Below are 19,658 nucleotides of genomic sequence, written 5' to 3' on the forward strand. Positions count from 1 at the left end.
CCCCCGCGAGCGGCCTCCGCCTGACCTCGTACGAGCTGCGCGTCACCCTCCACCGCCGGCCCGGCACCGCCCTCACCCCCACCGTCTGGCGGCTCGGTGCCATGGGCTCGGACCTCCCCGACCGCTTCGAGGTGCCCGCGTCGAAACCCGGCCAGGTCGGCCGTGAGCTGGCCGTCCCGCACTACTCGCAGGAGACCCACAAGGGGCAGTACCCCGAGTACGACAACGGGGGCGAGGCCTGGTGCAGCCCCACCTCCTCCCAGATGATCATCGAGTCCTGGGGCCGCGCGCCCACCCGGGAGCAGCTGTCCTGGGTCAACCCCGACTACGCCGACCCCCAGGTCTGCCACGCCGCCCGCCACACCTTCGACTACCAGTACGAGGGCTGCGGCAACTGGCCCTTCAACGCCGCCTACGCCGCCACCTACCGGGACATGCAGGCCCTCGTCACCCGCCTCACCTCCCTCACGGACCTCGAACGCCTCATCCACGCGGGCATCCCCGTCATCACCTCCCAGTCCTTCCTCAAAACCGAACTGGACGGCGCGGGCTACGGCACCGCCGGCCACCTGATGACCGTCATCGGCTTCACCAAGACCGGCGACATCATCGCCAACGACCCGGCCTCACCCGACAACGCCTCGGTCCGGCATGTGTACAGGCGCCGTCAGTTCGAGAACATCTGGCTGCGGACGAAGCGGAAGAACGCCGAGGGCAAGGTTGTCGGGGGCTCGGGTGGGGTTTGTTATCTGTACTTTCCGGCCAGGGCGTCAGCGGCTCAGCGGCGGGTTCTGGGGGAGTTGGGAATTCGTTGAGTTGGGGTGTCGCGAAGGGGGCTTGATGGCCTGACGGAGCGCTCAGGCGCCTCAGCGCGGTTCCAGGACTTACGAAAGAGGTCCGGTAGATCATTCCGCCGGCTTGATTCCCTATAGGGAGTCGCTCATCGACGTACCGACCCCGTCGTCCCGCGCCTCCGGCCACTGGGTGTGCTCCGTCATGAGGGCACGGAGCGGTCCTCGGCCGCCGTTCCGGACTCCGGCTCCCAGCCGTCCATGAGGGCCTCCCATGCCCGAACGGCACCGTGTTCTTCAACCCCTGGCGGCATTTGCTCGCCTCGGCTGCTGTACCGCGTACCCCCACAGATACCCGTCAAGAGAACTTGCGGGAGAGCACAGCGAGGTGCTCTATTCGGCTCCGGAACCTGGGGACAGTTGCCGGGTCCAGCCATCGTATTGAGCACCCTGACGGTCGATGGTCGACAAGAGGTTATCGACGTACGTCCGGATGACATGTGCATCGTGCTCGTTCACGCATGACCTCAGCATGCGCAGGCCCCGATGAAGAGCGACCAGCAGGGCTGTGAAGTGCGCGAGGCTGGAAGCGATGAGTTCGTCGTCCTCGTGCTCGTCGAGGAGGAGCACCTGACCGTCCTCGCCGTCGATGATGACCGGCGTGTCGTCCCACGACCCGATGGAGAAGTCGGGCCGGTCCGGATCGTCGGGCCAAGTAATCTCCTCCAGCCCTTCGTCGGCCAGCGGACGGAGTCGCAGACCTGCAAAGCTCGTCACAGGCAGTCCAACACCTGTGAGCCAGTCGCGGGATGCGGGGTGAGACAACCCCCTCGGTACGTCGTCTGTTGACATTTGCTGCACCACGCCGGAGCCGAAGTAAGCCTCGATCTCACTGCGTGCGGGCGGCGAGAAATCAGGAGGAACAGTCGCTCGGACCCGGCCGAAGGGCGGCAGCATCGGGCCGTTCGACAGGTCCAGGGGCGGCTCTACGCCCTGTCCTCTCTCGGCCTTGACGGCGAACAGGCCGCTGTCGCCGCCATATACGTGCACTCCTCCGATTGGCAGGGAGCACAGGCGCATGCCGCTTTCTCCACGCCCTATGCCGCGGAGTGTCGCCTTCCCGGACTCGTCAGGAAGCGGTTGTCCGTCCGGAGCAAGGGGGAGGGTGAGGTGCGATGCAACGGATTCCGGCGTGGTGCCCGTCCAGGGGCCAGCGGTCACTGAACCGTCACTCACATCCCAGACCCGGCCCTGGCGATCGGGGTTTGAGCCGATGGTGAGAACTGCCGGACGGCCTTCCTGCACTACGTGGATGAGCGATTCAATGCCGCCGGGCTCGACGAGTTCAGGGGCGAGGCTTCCGGGCGGCCGCCAGGAAGCCCAACAGGTTTGCCAGGGGAGAAGAACACCGGATTCTTCGATGCCACGTACGACGTCCGTGCGACCTCGCGCGGTGTGTGTGAGGTGAAGCCAGGCGGCCCAGGCCGGTTGTTCACCACCGGGCTCAACGCCGCAGCGCCACAGATGACGCGCGTCGCTGGCTGCGTTGTCCGTAGTTGCGTCGCCTCGCTTGGAAGCGGCGCACGCGGCGTCCAGAATCTCCCGCTGTCCGATGTTCGCCAGTACTGCACCGTCATCGAGGACCGCTGGCAGCTGTCCGCTGCGGGCCGCATGCATCGCGAGTCCGTGAGCCGCGTACCGGCCCACCGGCCCTGACGCAGCCCATCCGCGAGGGTGTCGCATCTCCTCTTCGCGGGCGCGCAGCCAGACGACAATCTCCGTGTCAACAGCCGCTATCAATTCCGCGCTCGCTGTGTGCCGCAGGCGGTCGGCATGGTCTTCGTGGCGGAACCTCACACCCTCCGGTCCCTTTACGAAAAGCTCGGCATTCGCCTCCACCAGCTGCTGAAAGACGTCCTCATCCCTTGCTGATGGATCGAGCGCCTGGGTGAGCGCAGCCCAGACCGGCAGCGGCACATGCCTCGGTTCGGCCAGAGCCAAGGCGGTCAGGAAGGCAGACGGTACGTCGGTGTTCTGATCGCAGGCGTCCTCAGGCGTCTGTGCCGGCAAGACGTACCGTGTGCGGCGAAAGGCCGGGTCCATGACCGGCATTACTTCGACCGCAACGGCAAGGCCCGCTCGCGCCAGCCCGGACGCAACGGTGTCTTTTACCACGTCCCCTTGCAACGACGTACGGGTGACACCGGAGCGGTGGGTATTGCTCAACAGCACCAGCCGATTCCGGCGCGTCACCGGCACCGAGTCGAGAAACTGCCGTATCCAGCCGGGGCCTTCTGGCCTCGGCGGAGGCGCTCCGAAGCTCTCGAACACCTCGGCGAGCAGAGCTTCCGGTGACTTCGACGTCGCATCCAACAAGACAGCGTCTGGCTCCTGCTCGGCGACCTGACGCAGAACCGTGGTCTTGCCGGCCCCGAGCGGCCCGGCGAGCTCAAGCACCCGCCGCTCGGCCGACTGGCGGCCGCGCCACCATGCGACCACCTTTTCGGCGGCGTCGTGCCTGTGCACCTGCTCAAGCACCGGGGTCAGGGCATTCATCGATTCTCTCTTCCGGCGGTGCAGCGGATAACGGCCGCTATTCTGTGCCGCATATTTCTACCATAGTTGCGGCTGAGCCGCGATCCAGATGTGTGCCAGCGAGGCCATGTGATCCGTGAACTCTTTATCGCGGGCCTTCTCTGCATCGGTCCAGACATCGGGATTGTTCTTGATTTCCCGGCTGATCTTCTTGCTGTCTATCGCTTCCCCGGCGTCCTTCGCTTCCTTCTTCAGTCGTGCACGCTCGACGTCCCGCATGCTAACGCCTTCCTGGTCGGAGCGATAGGTGAGGCTGTAATACACGGGAACCCCCTTGATGCGCGAACGGAGCTGGTCGGAGCAATTGGCGTGACCTTGTCCCAGACCGCACGGCTCACGTTCAGTGTAGAGCGCGGCGATGGTGTACCTGTCTTTCTGTTCTTCCGCCTGCTGGTCCGATACGTCGCCGCCGTTTCCCTTTGCCGCCGCTTCACGCGCTTCCAAGTTTGCGTTGTGCATCCAGTCCAGCAAGTGCTTTTCCGAATGGCGAGGAGCTACACCCTTCTCGCCGGCGGGGACGGAAGAGTCCACTACATAGGTGGTCTTCCCCTTGTCGTCGGACACCTCAAGCACCGCGAAGTTTCGCCCGGAAAAGTCGGGACGATGGTCTCCTGAACGATTCAGGAGTTCGTCTATGCCGACCTTTTCCAGCTCTTTCTTTATCTGGTCGTTGAGTAGGGCATCCGAGTCTATTTGTTCCTCGTTGTGCTCGTTCTCATGATCCACCGAATGGTCGGTTACTGCGGCTTGGCCGCCCAGTTTGTCGACAGCGTGATTCACATCCGGGTTGACTTTGAGATCATCAGGCCAGGACGCGGCGTCGCGCTTGCGAACCGATGCCGATTCTTTGAAAGTGGTGGCAGCATCTGGATTCTTCGGGGGCTTGATTCGGCGGCGCTTTCTTGGCTTGGCCTGTCCCTCCTCTGCGGCCGCGTCTGCCCAACGCTTCTGCTGTGCCGTGGGAATCGGGCGATAGGCATTTTCGCTGCGATGCGGACTCCGGCTCACAGAGTGACTTTTATGGAAGGACGTGCTCAGGCGGCCGAGGGCGGAAACTACTGCAAGTTGCTGGCCTTGATTGAGATAGGCGAACCCGGGGAGCAAACTCTCCAGCTTCTGTTTGGGTACAGGCCTTGGCCCCTCTGGTTCATTGCCTTGGTCGGCAACGAACCGCAGGGCATTGGCCAAAGGCCCGGCTTCGCCGTTCGGCCCGGGTTCGGCCCACTGGTTGAGCATCTGGCGCGGAAGCTCAAGGTCTATGCGCTGTACGGGGTTGCCTGTTTCGGGGTCGCGCAGATCGTCTTGTGCGGAGTCCAGCGGTAGATCGCGCTGCGGAGCCTGTTCCAGCAGATCAGCCTCTGAGGCTTGGGGGGCACGATGCAGCGGAAGTTGATGGTTGAGGTGGCCCCGCTCCTCCCGCGGAGGGAGTGGGTTTCGATTTTGCGGGTCGATATCACTGTTCGTCGGATGCTGGGGAGAGCTCCCCGGATTGCGCGGCCGTTCGTTGGCTCGAGGCTGCTGTGAAGCGTTGCTCGCATCCGGCCGAGAGGTACTCGGAGCCTGGGTCGGGCGCGAGCCTTCGGGTGCGCCTGCGGGCCCTGGATTCTGGTGCGGCTGTTGGTAGGGGCCGGGCTGGCTTGCGTACGGGCTCTGCTGGTGCGGCTGCTGGGCGTACGGGTTCGGTTGCTGCTGCGTGTATGGGTTCTGCTGTTGCGGCTGAGGCTGGTTGTACTGGGAGGCCTGCTCGGACTGGGCCTGTTGTTGTTGGTCCTGCGGCTCGGGATGGTGGGGCGGTTGCAGGGCGGGCTGGTTCTGGACTGTGTCGGGGTTGTACGGCTTGCGGTCGGCGTCCAGGATGAGGGGCCAGACGAGGGTGGCGCTTGTGTTGAGGGGCTGGTCGCTGACCTCGCCGGACTGGCTGTCCACCCAGATGACGCGGCCGTTGTGATTGACCGCGTTGAAGATGTGCGAGCCGCCGTCCTCGCCGTCGTCCGTATCGGGCCAGGCGACCAGTAGCACGGCTGATGCGCCATGCCCCGCCTGGCGGAGCTCGTCGGCTATGAGGTGGTAGCCGTCCGGGCAGTCGAGCCCGAGTTCACGGAATGGGGTGCCGGCCCACTGCTCGATGTTGTCTACGCCATCCCGTTCGCCGGTTTCGAGGTCGATGCCGCCCTCGCCGTCCGGGTCGTAGGTGCGGACCGCGGACACCTGCGGGTTGCCGTACCAGGACTCCAAAAAGGAGCGGCCGCAGTCGGCGCAGTTGTTGGACCGTCCGAGGACGTCGGGGCCGCCGTCGTTCTGCAGCTGGGCCCAGGGCTGGAAGGGATCGTTGAACGGTCGCGGAGTACCGTCCGGATTCCGCGGAAAGCTTGCCTCCAGCGCCCTCTGGTCGTGCGGGAACGGGAAGTAGAGGCCTTCCGTCCCGAAGTTGAGGCCGATCCGTACGTCGGTGTTACTCCGCTGGTTCGGGCGTTGCGGGACCGGCGCTCGGTGCTGTTGCTGCTGGTCCGGGTGGGCTTGGGTCGGATTGGCATCCGGATGGTGCGGTGCGGGCTGCTGATGCGGTGCCGGCTGCTGTTGAACGGGCTGCTGCTGGGGCTGGTAGTGGGGCTGTTGCTGCTGCGGGGCCTGCTGGTGGGTGGGCGCGTGACGCTGCAGCGTGGGCTGTGGCTGGTGCTGAGACTGCTCTTGCGGATGGGGGGAGTTGGGGTTCGGCGCGCCTGGTTTTTGGGCACCCGGTTGCGACGGGGGCTGACGGGGGCCGTCGGCCCGAGGCTGGCCCGAACGGGCGGCGTCAGGCTGCTGCGCTGTGTCTGGGCGGGGGGCGTCGTGGCGGGCCCCGTCCGGTCGGGGTGAGTCCGGCCGGGTTGAGTCTGGGAGTGTGGCATCGGGGCCTGCCGCATCGGGGCGGGTGGCGTCGGGATGTGTGGCGTCGGGCCGGTTGCCGTCAGGCCGGTTCGAGTCCGGTCGCGTGGCGGCACCGCTGGGGTTCGCGGGAGGTTGCGGGAGCCGGCGGCTGTCGTCCTGGCGGGGCGAGTCCGGACGCGTGCCGTCGGAGTTCTCGGGCCGGAAGTCGTTGTTGCGGGCAGGACCGTCGAGGCGGGGGTTGTGCGGCGGTGCCTCGGGGCGTGGCTGCTGGGTGTGGTCGTGGATCGGCTGGGTGCCGTCGGGGCGGCGGTTGGGGCGAGGAGAAACGTTTCTGTTGGCCGGGGCGCCGCCGCGAGGTGTAGTGGTGCCGGCGCCGCCCTGAGGCGGCATGGCGCCCAACATCGGGCCACTGGCCTGTGGGGTGTTGGACTGCTGCGCCTGCTGGGGGTTGGGCGAGGGAGTGCCGCTGCTGGCGTCGGCTGCGTGCTGGGTGGGCGGGGGAAGTGTCGCCGTGCCCGCGGACTGGGTGTTGACGCTCGTGTCATCGCGGTCGTCCGGGACGGTGGGCATGGGGTCGCCGGGGGCCGGGTCGCGTTGGCCGATGGGTTGGTTGGACGGCGGGGTGTCGTGGGCGGGGGCGCTTTGGGGTGGTGTGCCGCCGACGTGTGGCATGGAGGGGCGGCCGTTACCGGGGGAGGTGTCCCCGTTGTTGGTGTTGCCGGTTGCGTCGTGGGAGGGGGCCGGGTCCGGTGACGGGCCTGGGGCCGGTGAGGGAGCCGGGTCCGGGCGTGAGGGTGGGGCCTGGTGGGGGGGTTGGTCGGGTGTGGGCTGGGTGTTGATGGGTTCCGGGGTGGGTGCGGGGGCGGGGGCGGGGCGTGCGGAGTCCGGGGTGTTGTCCCGTTCCGGCTGCGTGCTGATCGAGTCGGAATCCGGACGTGCCGAGTCCGGGGTGTGGGCTGGGGTTGGTTGGGTGTTGATGGGTTCCGGGCTGGGGCGTGCCGAGTCTGGGGTGTTGTCCGGCGCCGGCTGGATGCTGATGGAGTCGGGGTCGGGGCGGGGGGTGTCGGGGGTGCCTTCGGAGTGAGGGGTGGCGCTGTCGGTGTCGGGGGTGTTGGTGGTGCCGTGGGGGGTGTCGTTGTCGGCTTGGTAGCCCTCGTCGAAGGGGGAGCGCTGCTCTGGGGGCGGGAGGGGCTCGGCTGTGGGGGAGACGGGTGTGGGGGAGACGGGTGTGGGGTCGGGGCGGTTGGTGGGGTTGTCGGCGGCCGGGTCGGTGCCCTTGTCCGCGTCTGTGCCCGTGCCTGCACCTGTGTCGGTGTTTCCGATTGTGCCGGTGTTGTCCGTGGTGCGGGGGGTGTGGCTGGTGGAGTTGCCGCCGTCCGAGCTGCCGTGGTTACCCTCGCTCCCGCTCCCGCTGCTGTCGCTGTTGTCGCTGGAGGGGCTGCCCGAACCGGAACCCGAGTCGGAATCGGAGCTGGAGCTGCTGCTCGAGTCGTTTCCGGTGTTGTTGCTGGAGCCGCTGTTGCTGCTGCTGTCGGCGGAGTTGCCTCCGTCGCTGTCGCTGGCGCTGCTGCCTTCGGAGTCGCCTCCGTTGGTGCCGGAGTCTGCGTCGCCTCCGCTGTCTCCGGAGCCATTGCCGCTGTTGTCTGTGACGCTGTCTCTGCCGATTTCGGCGCGGGCGTCGAGGCCGCTGCGGGCGCGGTGGCCGGCGCGGTGACCGGCGCCGTCGCGGAGCCCTTCGCCGAGGGCTTCGCCTGAGTTTTCGAAGGCTTCTTCGCCGGCTTTGTAGCCCTCTTTGAGGGTCCGGCCGACGTTGTAGCCGTTTTGTGCGCCGAAGTTCTGGTTGACGGTCTGCGCGATGAGGTCGGAGACCATGGCTTCGAGGGCGGAGATGACGGGTTCTTTGGCGGTTTCCAGGATTGCCTGGAGGAGTTGCTGGGCGACTTCTTTGAGGATGCGTTTGACGAATTCGCGGGTGGCGATGGTGGCGGCTGCGCCGCCTATTTCGGACAGGCCGAGGGTGAAGGGGGCGGCGGCCTGGGCTGCTATGAGTTCGGTGGCGAGGATGACGAGTTGGACGATGACGGCGATTTTCATGCCGATGACGAGGGTGGCGGCGGCTTCGAAAGTGAAGGCGATGACTTCGGCGGCCTCGGCGGCGTCGTCGAAGTAGCCGGAGCCGCCGGCGAACTTGTCCCAGGTGGCGCTGAAGCCCTCGGTGGCGTCGCCGGTGTTGGCGCTGAGGACGTTGGCGGCGTAGGTGGCGCCGTTGGCCTGGTGTTCTCGGACCTCGGCTGCGAACTGGCGCCATACCTGGGCGCATTCGAAGAGCTTGTCTTCGTCTGCGGTCGGCCAGTTGAAGCCGAGCATTTCCAGGACCCACTCAACAGCGGCGGGTGGGTTCAGCAAGGTGGAGCTCCCCCGTGAATGTGCGTGTGTGACATGCGCGGTGGGAGGCAGGCGCTGGACCGCCCCTCACCGAAGGAGCGGCGAGGCGGCGGGTCTGGGCAGCCTCTCACCACGGAATTGGCGAGGTGGCGGTGTCAGCGCTGCTGTTGCGGGTCTTCCAGTCGGGCCTGGAAGAAGGTGCCCTTGGGCTTCTGCTTGGTCGGGTCCTGCCAGGCTTGTTCGTTTTTGACGTGCTGCTTGATCAGCGACTCGCTGAAGTCTTCGCCTTCGGCGTAGTTTTTGGACATGGAGGTCAGGGCCTTGCCGATTTCCTGGAGTTTGGAGGAGAGGTGACCCATGGACTCGTTCATGCCGTCGCGGACGCCTTCGTAGACGACGCCGAACTTTTCGCCGATCTCGTCGTCACCCCACGGGGGCGCGCCCTCCTTGCTGGCGAAGGAGGTCAGACCGCTCCAGAACTGCTCGCCGAAGGACTTCTCCTCCGGCTGTTTTTCCTTGCTGGGGTCGGCGGGTGGTCCTGCGCCCAGCTTGTTCAGTCCGTTCATGAGCCGTTCCACCGACGAGTAGAAGTCTTCGCCGAGTTTCACGAAGTTGGTGCCCTCAGCCTTGAGGGACTCCACATCGGTCTGGAACCCGCCTGCCCCGCCCACAACGCCCCCGCGCTCACATGGTTACGTAAAGTTAACGTCAAGTCAGAGCTTAACGGTCCCACTGGTAACTCGCCACGCGCGCCTGGGTGATGGCGCCTTCCCACGGCACCGAGAAGCTACGACAGCCGCAGGCCTCAGCTTGCCCTCCGGCTGCGGAGGCGGTGGTAGAGCGCTACCGCTTCCTTCGGTGGGTAGTTGGGCAGGAAGGTCACCTCGCCGTCGTCTTTGGCGATGACGACGTTGCTTCCTCCGGGCTGCGAGGGCCGGGCGGTGGGGTTCTCGCGGCGCGGCCAGCCGGCCCGGATCAGGTAGCCGATGTCGAATTCATGGACGGACAGGCCGACGGGGCCACCGGGTGAGCCGAGCCGAGGGAAGTGCCGTCGGCCGATCTCCAGCGCCTCGGTCTCGTTCGTCGGCACGGGCTGCGGTGCACCGTCCGCAGCGCCGGAGCGCGGAGGAGCTGGAGGAGGCGTGGGAGGCAGGACGTGGTTGTTCCCTGCCTGGTCGGAATCGGTCACGGTGCTGTCTCCTTCGGTGCCGATCTTGTCGGTGGTGGTCAACCTAGCTCACGTTGCAGCGGCCCGATTGGTTCACCTCCGGTGGAGGCAAGCTGCTCGGCGGTGCGTCCATGCGCAGGGCGGGGGTGCAGGCTGGTCGGAACCGCACGGTCGAGCGAGTAGCTGTTCTGGACGCCGAAGTTCTGACTGGCGGTCTGGGCGATGAGGTCGAGACGCTGGCCACCAGGGAGGAGATCACCGGCTTCTTGGCAGTTTCATGGATTACGTGCATGAACTGCAAAAGGTGCGTGGGCCCTGCGAGTTGGGCTCATTGAGCCAAGCCCCCGACGCGCGTCATGGCGGGCTCTGTTGTGACTGCGAGATGGTGACCCACGATCATCCTGCTCTCGGACCGGAGCCAGTTCGTTTCCGGCAGACCTCTGGGGTGTTCACCTCTGCGATGGAGGACGCCTACTTCAACGGTTGGTGGCCCGGTCCTTCCTCTCCGGGATGACCGCCTTGTTGCAGCATTTGCGCAGGTGGGCGTGGTTGGCGTGGGAGGAGTAGGCCTTGCCGCCCGCCATGGTGGTGGGTCGGGTGCGGGGACGGCCGACCGGCAGACGGCCCCGCACGTTGTTCAGCACCGGGATGAACTGAGGGCTGTCGGCGGCCAGGTGGATCTTGGAGGTCAGGCCGCCGCGGGGCCGGCCGCTCCCCGACGTGCGGGGCATCGTGCGCTTCAGATCACGGCCGTCGGCTGTTCCGCAGTGGCGAGCACTGATAGCGCAGACCCTTGCCCACGATCCGGAACCGTTCGCGACCGGACGCCGAGAACGGGTTGGGCAGATCGAACACCTGGCGGTGCTCCGGGTCCAGGGCGGCGGTGATCAGCAGAATCCGGTACCGTCCGCCACGCGCGTGGGTGCGGGCGGCATCCACCTCGGACGGCCCGAACTCGAACTCCACGCGCTCGCCGACGGGTTCGCTCAGCGCCTTCACCTCGTACAGCCGTGTGGTGTCACGCCAGGCGACCTCGAAGTCGTACCCCAGGCTGTCCGATGCCTCCCGGTCGCCGTTGATGACCGCCGCGTACCCCGACCGCCAGTGCACCTCGGGGTAATAGCGCTGGAGCCAGGCCCGTGCCGCGACCTCCCCCACCAGGCCGATGGCCGACCGCTGGTCCTCACTCACCTGGTGCAGACGGGCCACGACCACCCGCGACGTGCCGGAACTCCCGCCCCGCCGGGGCTGGGGCACCGGCGCGACCGTGTCCAGGCGTACCTTGCCGGACTGGGCGAGGAAGGCCTCGTCGACGGTCCTGGAGGCCAGGTCCGCGATGGCGGAGAAGTGGTCGCGTCCCACGGCGACCTCCTTCTCGCCGATCATGATCGTGGCCGGGCCCGCCCCGCGTGATCCGGCGGTGCCCTGCGCCGGTCCGGTCCGGGCCGCCAGGTCGACGGGGGTGAGGCCGAGGAGCCCCGCGTCGGCCGTGAGCGGCATGCCGGTCGGCCAGCCCACACCGCGCCGCACCACGTCGAGCAGTTGTCCCTCGCTCAGCTCGACGAGGTCGCTCAGGCCGGAGCCGTCCAGGAAGGTCCGCGCCTCCAGCAGGGGCGCGCCCTGCCAGCCGGTCGGTACGGGCGCTCCGTGCCGGCGGCACCAGGCGGACACCAGCCGGGCCAGCGCCGGAACCAGGGGGTCCAGTGCGACGGTGTTGAGTTCGCGGAGCCGGTCGATGGGCGGGAGACCGGTGGCTCGGCTGAGATCGTCGTCGGCGCCGTGCGAGCGCAGCCAGGCCTGTGTCCTGGCCCGCATCTCGTCCTCGGGCGGGGTAACGAACCGGGGCAGCCAGTCGGGGTCCGGCAGCAGGTCGTGGAGTCGACGGGCCCCGGCGTACGCGGAGAGGTCCGCGCCGTCGCGGGCCGCCGCCACGTACCGTTCGCGCAGCCGGTCCACCAGGGTGCCGGCGTGGCCGCGTACGAAGTCGCCGAAGGCCTGCTCGTGAAGATCGGGGTGGGAGTAGGGGGCGTAGGCGGGGCCGAGCGTGGTGAGCGCCTCGTTGAACCGCTGGAAGTCCAGGCCCAGTTCATCGCGGAGTTCGGCCGGTGTGGTGCAGGAGCGGGCGAGGGCGACGACTTCGGAGGCCGGCAGGGGCAGCGAGACGGTGTACCGGCCGACGATCTGGACGAGTTCGTCCTCGCCTGCCGCGCGGTCGAGCGCCCGGGCGCTCTCCTCGTCCCATGCGGAGCCGAGGAGACAGCACAGAACTGGGCGCAGCAGTCGTACCGTGTCGTGCACGTCTCCCGTGAGATGGCGTCTGATCTCGGCGACCTTGGCCTCTGTCGTGTCGAGTGCCATCGCCAGGGTGCGGTCGTCGATCCATTCCGGATCACGGGTGTCGAGCTGCCGTTCCAGCTTGACCAGGACCAGCTCCAGCGCGTCCTGCAGCCCTGGCCTGCCCAGCAGTTGGGCGAGCGCGGACGTGCACGCCTGCAGTTCGTCCCAGCCCTCCTCGCTGCGCCAGACGACGACCGTGGGATGGTCGGCGTCCGGCAGCGGCAGAGCGCGCGTGGTCGGCGGTGGTTCGGTGAGCACGCCCGAGATGACGACCTCCACCTCGTCGGCCCGGATGACACGCACGGCACGCAGCCGCTCCAGCAGGGCCCGCACACCGCGCTCGCTGCGGCGCAGGAACGCCCCGGACTTCAGTTCCACGGCCAGGGCCACCACCGTGACGAGCCATTCCCTGCCGTCGATGAGCGTGTCGGCGTGTCCGGTGGGGGTGATCGGTTCGCCGTCGCGGTGGCGGACCTGCACATCGGTCGCCGACGTGCGCAGGGTGCGGATGCCGTGCGCGTCGGCCATCTCCACGATGGCGTCCCCGCTCTCCGGCCCGGCGACCAGGACGGGATGGCCCGCCAGTTCGACGAGTGCTTCCTTCAGCGGCGCCTGCTCGTCACAGACATGCACGGGCACGTCCTCGGCCGCCGGTACGAAGATGCCGAGGGCGTTGCCACGGCTGACCACGAGCCGTACCTCCTCACCGGGGAGCCACGGCCAGCGGGCGTTCTGCGCGAGGTGCGACCACGCGCGCCCGTAGTGCTTCTTGAAGGAGACGCTGAGGTACGACGGGACGTCGCCCCGGTGGAGGATCTCACCGAGGTGCTGGACGGCAGCTCCGGCGTGCTGCGGGTCCTCCCAGCTCCGCAGCCCGCATCGGCGGAGCCTCGCGGCCGCGGCCTTGTCGGCGAGCAGCCGCCTGGTCTGCAGTGGCAATGAGGGGACGAAGCCGGGCAGTTCCGCGTCGGTGCTGAACCACGCCTCGCCGGGTGTGACGAAGGCCGGACCGTCCGACTCGGCGTCCTCCACCGGAAGCCAGGGTGTGTGGCGGAGGAAGGACGCGAACGGAGTGGGCCAGGAGTGCTCGTCCTTGAACGGGTACGTGGGCCGGTGCACGGTGACGTCGAACACCTCTTCTTGCCAGGTACGGAACCCCAGGATGAGCAGTTCCGCGAACTCGCGCCGGGCCGCGGGGCCGAGACCCGCGACCTCGGTCGCTCCCGGGAGATGAGCCGGTGGCCGCTGGAACTCGTAGGGCGTCCAGGGGTGAGCGAACTTGGTCCACCGGGACCGTACGTCCGCCACCCACGCCGGGCCCAGGGTGTCACCGAGCCCGAACCGCAGAGTCAGAACATGGGGTGCGAGGTCGTTGCCGTGCCGGGCTCCCAGGCGGTCTCCGACGGTGGACAGCCGCAGTCCGTCGGCGACGCCGATGGCCGTGAGGAATTCGAGGTACGCCTCGCGGTCCCGCACCGGCGCGGGCCAGGCGTCGGGGCCGCTGATCCAGCGTTGCCGTTGGGCCGCGAGTTCCGGGATGCGGGAGCCGCCCGCTTCGAGGAACTTCTCCAGCCGTCTCGCGCCTTCGGTGCCCCAGCCCGGTGAGAACGAGCAGTGTGCCGCCCGCGCCCAGGCGCCGTCGGCGAGCGGGACCCGGAAGGCGACCCGCGACAGCCGGCCCCGCTGGGCCCGGGTCAGCACGGGGAACTGCCGCAGCGCGAAGGTGAGGGCGTCACGGCAGAGGGCCTCCGAGGGCCGTGTCCTGAGCAGGTCGTGCAGCGCGTCGAGGACCTGGTCCAGCTGGTAGGAGCGGACCAGCCCGCCCCGCTGCAGGAAGTCCCGTCCCGAGTTCTCCCAGGTGATGCCGGGGTGGGTGAAGGAGATACGGCGTCGCAGCGCCTTGAGGTCACCGGGAACTCGGGTGACGGCGTCGGCATGCTCGTCCCCGGGATGGAAGAAGACGGTGCCTTCCTTCTTGTCTTTCCTGCCGGGCTCCGCCGCACCGCCGAGCGCCGGTCGCAGGCCGCCGTCCTGGTCGAGGATGATCCGCCGGCCCCGCAACGCGGTGTGCTGGCCGGCGAAGGCCTGGGCCACGTCGTTGTAGAAGCCCGCCCAGCGCGGGCTCGTCGGCTCGCCGTCCTCGGCCCGGATCTCCTCGGCCACCGCCTCGACCCAGTCGGCGGTCCTGACCAGCGGAGGACGCATGGCCCTGGAGAGGAGCGCCTTGGCCAGCTGGTCGGCAAGGGTGTGCCGGACCTGGCCCACGGAGGTGGCCAGCAGAGGGGCTCCGGCCCGGGCGAGCGTCTCGGCGGTGAGGACCCGCCAGGGGCGCCTGCCGTCCGGCCAGGCGTACGTGTCCCGCAGGGCGCCCCAGGACTCCCCGCCCTCCAGAGGGAGGATCGGCTCGGCGGCGAGCTGCCCGCTCACCGCCTTGTCGAGGCGGACCGGAGTGTCCCAGCACATGAGGTCCAGCACGAGGTCACCCGCGCGGTCGTGTGCGGTCTCGTCACGCAGGCGCCGGGCAAAGTCCACGCAGAGAAGGGCGAGTTGGTCGATCAGCAGGTCGTTGAGCGCCACCGCCTCGCTGATCTCGAGACGAGCGAGCTTGGTGAAGAACGGGGCGTGTGCATGGCCCGGGAACGGAGCGGAGGACGCTTCGGACATGGGAATGAAGGTGTACATCCGGCCGCTCTGCGACAGCGGCCGGTCCAGCCGGAGCGCGACACCGACCCACGCCTCGCCCTGCCAGTCCAGCCATTTCGCGTCGATCCCGTGGACCTCGACGCTGCGCTCGATCGCCGCGCGCAAGGCCTCGGCCTCCAGGGCCCGACGCGCCAGCAGATAGTGCCCGGCATCGCCGAGGTCGACCTCGCTGATCCAGTCCGCCGTCCGCGGGTCGACCAGGTCGGAGCGGCGCTGGGCACGCGACAGCACATGCCGTGTGCCGCCGTCCGTGTCACGGATCTCCACGACCAGCTCCCGTACCCGGTCGAGGAAGAGCAGCAGGGGCGCCTCGTCGTCCACCACCTCCGCGGCCTGCGCCACGACAAGGTCCCAGGCGTGGTCGTGGCGCAGCGGAAGCCGAACGACGGTCGAGAAGCCGCCCGCGGCGAGTTCCTTGAGCACGGTATCCGTGGCCTCAGCCGGCACCGGCAACGCCAGCGGGGAGATGTCCTGGATCACTCGGGCCGCGAGGGCCGTGTCGTCGACGATGGCGTTGATGTCGTCCGGCCGGGCGAAGCGGAAGCAGTAGCCGTCGAACGAGTCGGAAGCGGGCGACGCCTTGGAGTAGATCTCGGGCCAGTCGGTCAGCTGCAGCACACTGCGGAAGCCGAGGCCCTTGTTCCCGATGCCTTCCCCCGCCCCCTTGCTGGAGAGGGCCAGTTCGGTGATGGCCTTGAAGTTCTCCTCGGTGAATCCGGTTCCTTCGTTGGCGACGTACAGGACGCCGCCACCGTCCTCCTGGCGGATCGCCAGCACGGCGATCCTGCCGGTGCCCCCCGCGCCCAGGGCGTCGTGTCCGTTCTGGATGAGCTCCAGGATCGTGCGGCCCTCGTACTCCTGGGCCGTGTCCTCGCTGACGGACTTCAGACTCTCGGCGAAGCGCCAGTCTCCTCCCGCTCCGTCGAAGATCTCGATCCGCCGTCGTGTCAGAGCGATGATCGCGTCCCCGAACCCCGCCCCTGATCCGCTGCCCCTCGTCGGTGTGATGGCCGTTCCCCCCTCGTTGGACCGGCATGCCTGTGCCGTGCCTGCCGGGAATCGTGCTCATCAGTGTGGCCGGAAGGGGGTACCAGACACGTTTTCCGGCCAATTACTTGAAAGCTCATATGTCGATGCGAGAGGGGGTGGGCCGGCTCCGTCCCCTGCAACGTCCGGGGACTCTCAGATGTGGTGAACGGCGGGACGGCTGAAAGAAGCCCTTCGGCTGCCTGAATTGTCAGAGGCGGGTGCTAGGGGCTGTCTGTGGTGGTGATCAAACTCGGGTCTTGCATCCTGGCTGGGGTGCCGGTGCGACAGGACTTCGGTGTGACACGTACGCAACTCACCAACGGAGCATGGGAGTTCACCGGACCGTGCCTGCCGGTAGGCAGGTTCGGCGCGTATGTGCCATAGGCGTACTCGGTCATGACTTCGGTGACAGTCGGCGGATCGGGGGCCGGCCTGCGAGCGCGGTGTGTTGGCGTCGAGTGTTGCGGAAGGTCAGCCACGGCTCCAGCGCGTGGGTGCGCCCGCACCACTGTCCCGCCCCGGTCGCGCGGAGGGAGGGCGCACACTCACCACAACCTGGCCGGGTGGCCGGGCGATGGCGGCGCTTCGACCGGGCATCCGGCGAGGGCCGTGTCAGCGCCTGCTGCTTTCGGCGAGGCGTCTGAGACTTCAGGCGCCTCGCTCAACCGGCCGGGGCATGACTCGTGTGACGAGTCCGGTCGGTGACCACTCCGAAGAGGCTCAGTGGTGGGCCCTGTAGCGGGTGGCGAGTGCGTGGAACGCTTGCTTTGGTTCCCAGGGCATGTCGGGGTAGGCGCGCTTGCCGGCGGGATAGCCGCTATGCTCGTCCAGGACTTTGACGATGCCGTAGGAGGCGAGGTCCTCGTCCGGTCCGGATGTCCGGTGGGGTGTGCTGAAACCGGCGAAGCTGAACCAGAAGACGGAATCGACGCCCTCCCCCTCGAAGACGGTCATGAGGTCGTCTAGGTAGCGGACCTGCTCGCCCTCGTCGCGCACCAGGCCGGGTTTGAGGGTGACGCCGTCGGCCTCCCTCGCCATGTACCAGCCGGCGCCGCCGTGCTCTCCCGCTCCCCGGTAGGTGCAGCAGCCGGCCTCCATGATGGCGACGGGCTTGCCGTGGCCGCATTCCTTGCGCAGGTCGGTGCGGTAGGTGGCCGCATTGCGCAGGCTGCGGAAGGCGTCCAGGCCGACGATGTCGAACGGGGCCCAGTCCACGCCGTCCAGAGGGCAGGAGGCGTAGCTGACGCGGCCGCCGAAGAGAGGTCGCAAGGCGTCGACGACCTCCCCCAGGAAGGCGTTGACCTTGTCGGGGATGCCCTGGAGCGCGGCTTCGCGGCCGGGGCCCGCCAGGACCGGAATGCGCTCGTTCAGGGTGTCCCCGGGCAGGTAGCCGCGGGCGAACACGCTGAGTTCGCAGCCGGTGACGAGGACGACCTCGGCGCCGTCGCGCCGCAGGCGCTCCGCCCGCTCGGCGCAGTCGGTGAACAGCGGCAGCATCTCGGCGTTCGACAGCTCGCAGGGAAACGGTGAGTACCAGACCTCCAGGCCCGCCTCCGCCGCGTAGCGTGCCGTGGTCTCGACACGGTCCGGATCGCCGCCGGTGATACGGACGGCGGTGCAGTGCAGGTCCTCCGCGACGACACGCATGTCCCGTTCGACGTCCCGAACGTCGAAGACGGGGCGCGACGTGTCGCCGTTGGGAAAGGTGCCGGTGTCGTAATGGATGCCCTTGCCGCGCAACATGACGAATGCCTCCGGTGGAATGGCTGTTTCTGCCGTACGGCGTCATCGTCCAAGTTGCCGCTGCGTCAGCGTCAAGGTCCCACCGCGGCCGGCCTGTCGCCGAGCTGAGGAGCCGACTGAGCGGCCGGGGCAGTCAGTGCTGTGACCGCATGAGTTCGCCGGGTGTGGTGAGGGTAGGTGCCGGGACCTCTGCTGCCGGACTGCTTCGAAAGCGTTGGACATGCTTCCGGTTGGTCGGCGAGCATCCGCCGGTGACAGATGAAGCCGATGAACGAAGACGATTCACGCGGAGCCCGAGACACGTCCGCTTTGTCGAACTGTCCGGCGAGGCGATGTCCGCTTTGCTTGAGGGAGACCTGGCCAAGGCCAGCAGAGCAGCGGGGGTTTCGCTGACCGAGTACTTCGTGACCGACAGGGCGCAGTGGCTGTGGAGGTACCGGCTCGACCAGATGGCCGCTGATCCGGGCCAGGCACGGTGGATGGTGCGGCAAGCAGTCGTCGGCGACCGGGGCCTCGTCCTCGGACATGCCGGATTCCACGGACCGCCTGATGGAGTCGGCATGGTCGAGATCGGCTACGCCGTCGATCCCGACTTCCGTCGCCGCGGATACGCCCGGTCCACGCTGGCCGAGTTGCTGCGCCGGGCGGCCGGCGAACCCGCAGTCACGACCGTGCGGGCGACGATCGCCCCTGACAACGTGGCATCCCTGGCCACCATCTCGGGCTTCGGCTTCGTCGAGGTCGGCGAGCAGTGGGACGAGGAGGACGGGCGCGAACTCATCTTTGAAGTCCCTGCACGCCCGGTTCCACCCGCTTGACGGGAAGGTTGGTGGCACAACGCTGAGCTGTGACCGTGGTGTGCCCTGCGCGGAGGTCAGGCCGCGGCGGCGAGGGGGCGTCCGCCCCGGCGGATGCCCTTCTCGCGGCGGGTGCGGGCGCGTTCGCGGCGTTCGGCAGCCAGGACGTCTCGGTGGCGGGCGTTGGTGTTGCGCCGGCGCAGGTAGGCGTGCGGGGCCCGGGGCTGAAGCAGACCCGGCGGCGGGTCCTCAGGGAGCTGGGCATCCGCTGAGTTGGGCTCTCGCTGAGGCGGCCCGGTGGCGGGCCGCCTTAAGCCCTGGGGGCTGAGCGCGGCTGGAAGTGGATCAGCCCGGGAGGCTCATGTGCTGGGTGCCGATGACGGACAGGAGGCGTAGGGCCTCGTGTGAGGGGGAGCCGGGGGTGGCGGTGTAGATGATGACCTGTTGGTCCCGGTCGGTGATGTCCAGGACGTCGCAGGTGACGGCTACCGGGCCGACGAGCGGGTGGGCGAAGGTCTTGCAGAGGGTGGGCCGGGCGGACACCTCGTGGGTGGCCCAGAGGCGGGCGAACTCCTCGCTGCCGGCGAGGAGTTCCGTGACCAGGCCGGTCACCTCCGGGTCGGAGGGGTAGCGGGCCGCGGCGGTGCGCAGGTGCTGGGCCGAGGTCCGGGCGAACGTGTCCGCGTCCGAGACGCCGTACAGCCGCCGGCCGTTGCGGTACGGGCCGAGGAAGGCGCGGCGGATGAGGTTCCGGTCCCGGCGCGGCAGGGCGGAGAAGTCCTCCATCAGGGCGGCGGCCAGGTCGTTCCAGGCGATGACCTCGTACGTCGCCGAGATCACGATCGCCGCGGCCTCCGGCAGCCGGTTCAGCAGGTCGACGATGCTCGGCCGCACCTCCCGCGACGGTCCGGGGGGCGGCGCGGGCGGGGCACCGGCGAGGTGGTGGAGGTGGGCGCGCTCGGCGTCCGACAGGCGCAGGGCGCGGGCGAGTTGGGCCAGCACCTCCCGGGAGGGGTGCCGGGCGCGGGCCTGCTCCAGCCGGGTGTAGTACTCGGTCGAGATGAACGCCAGCTGCGCCACCTCCTCGCGGCGCAGTCCCGGGGTGCGGCGGCGCGCCCCGGCGGGCAGTCCCACATCGGCGGGGGTGATGCCCTCGCGTCTGCTGCGCAGGAAGCCACCCAGTTCTTGGCGTACTCGTCGGTCCACCTCCCCAGTGTGCGCGGCGCCGGGGCGCCCAGCCAG

9 protein-coding genes and 2 pseudogenes are annotated in these 19,658 nt (G+C 68.5%); 2 read left to right on the forward strand and 9 right to left on the reverse strand.

What is annotated here, in order from left to right:
• Positions 1-815, forward strand: an 815-nt coding sequence (locus tag ACWC9R_RS19970) for a peptidase C39 family protein (protein WP_450733228.1), incomplete at its 5' end; no start/stop codon positions are given.
• Between the two features lie 369 nt (positions 816-1,184).
• Here the strand turns inward: ACWC9R_RS19970 and ACWC9R_RS19975 are convergent.
• From ACWC9R_RS19975 to ACWC9R_RS20005, 7 genes and pseudogenes are all read right to left on the reverse strand, one after another.
• On the reverse strand, positions 1,185-3,347 hold the full coding sequence (locus ACWC9R_RS19975) for an SUKH-4 family immunity protein (RefSeq protein WP_450733230.1): 2,163 nt from the start codon (positions 3,345-3,347) through the stop codon (positions 1,185-1,187).
• 57 nt (positions 3,348-3,404) lie between these two features.
• Positions 3,405-8,660 (reverse strand): toxin glutamine deamidase domain-containing protein, encoded by a 5,256-nt coding sequence (locus ACWC9R_RS19980; protein ID WP_450733232.1) that lies wholly within the window; start codon positions 8,658-8,660, stop codon positions 3,405-3,407.
• 134 nt (positions 8,661-8,794) lie between these two features.
• Positions 8,795-9,280, reverse strand: coding sequence for a hypothetical protein (locus ACWC9R_RS19985; RefSeq protein WP_450733234.1), 486 nt, complete (start codon positions 9,278-9,280; stop codon positions 8,795-8,797).
• A 164-nt stretch (positions 9,281-9,444) separates the two neighbouring features.
• Positions 9,445-9,729, reverse strand: a complete 285-nt coding sequence (locus ACWC9R_RS19990; protein ID WP_450733236.1) for a hypothetical protein — start codon at positions 9,727-9,729, stop codon at positions 9,445-9,447.
• Positions 9,730-10,286: 557 nt separating this feature from the next.
• Positions 10,287-10,517 (reverse strand): annotated as a pseudogene (locus tag ACWC9R_RS19995) (IS5/IS1182 family transposase); the annotation flags it as partial.
• Between the two features lie 34 nt (positions 10,518-10,551).
• On the reverse strand, positions 10,552-15,855 hold the full coding sequence (locus ACWC9R_RS20000) for a sacsin N-terminal ATP-binding-like domain-containing protein (RefSeq protein WP_450733304.1): 5,304 nt from the start codon (positions 15,853-15,855) through the stop codon (positions 10,552-10,554).
• A 741-nt stretch (positions 15,856-16,596) separates the two neighbouring features.
• Entirely contained in the window at positions 16,597-17,619 is a 1,023-nt protein-coding gene (locus ACWC9R_RS20005) for a hypothetical protein (protein ID WP_450733238.1), read from the reverse strand.
• 332 nt (positions 17,620-17,951) lie between these two features.
• Between ACWC9R_RS20005 and ACWC9R_RS20010 the strand changes: the two genes are divergently transcribed.
• A complete protein-coding gene (locus tag ACWC9R_RS20010; RefSeq protein ID WP_450733306.1) occupies positions 17,952-18,437 on the forward strand; it encodes a GNAT family N-acetyltransferase in 486 nt (161 codons plus the stop codon).
• Between the two features lie 56 nt (positions 18,438-18,493).
• On the opposite strand, the pseudogene ACWC9R_RS20015 reads toward ACWC9R_RS20010, so the two are convergent.
• Positions 18,494-18,643: pseudogene (locus tag ACWC9R_RS20015) on the reverse strand (IS630 family transposase); the annotation flags it as partial.
• A gap of 118 nt (positions 18,644-18,761) precedes the next feature.
• Positions 18,762-19,622, reverse strand: a complete 861-nt coding sequence (locus tag ACWC9R_RS20020; RefSeq protein ID WP_450733240.1) for a helix-turn-helix transcriptional regulator — start codon at positions 19,620-19,622, stop codon at positions 18,762-18,764.
• Positions 19,623-19,658 lie beyond the last annotated feature (36 nt).

The organism is Streptomyces sp. NPDC001219 (assembly GCF_053597915.1).

Coding starts and splice junctions, on each gene's coding strand:
- ACWC9R_RS20010 (WP_450733306.1), top strand. CDS start 17,952: ATGTCCGCTTTGCTTGAGGGAGACCTGGCCAAGGCCAGCAGAGCAGCG.
- ACWC9R_RS19975 (WP_450733230.1), bottom strand. CDS start 3,347: ATGAATGCCCTGACCCCGGTGCTTGAGCAGGTGCACAGGCACGACGCC.
- ACWC9R_RS20005 (WP_450733238.1), bottom strand. CDS start 17,619: ATGTTGCGCGGCAAGGGCATCCATTACGACACCGGCACCTTTCCCAAC.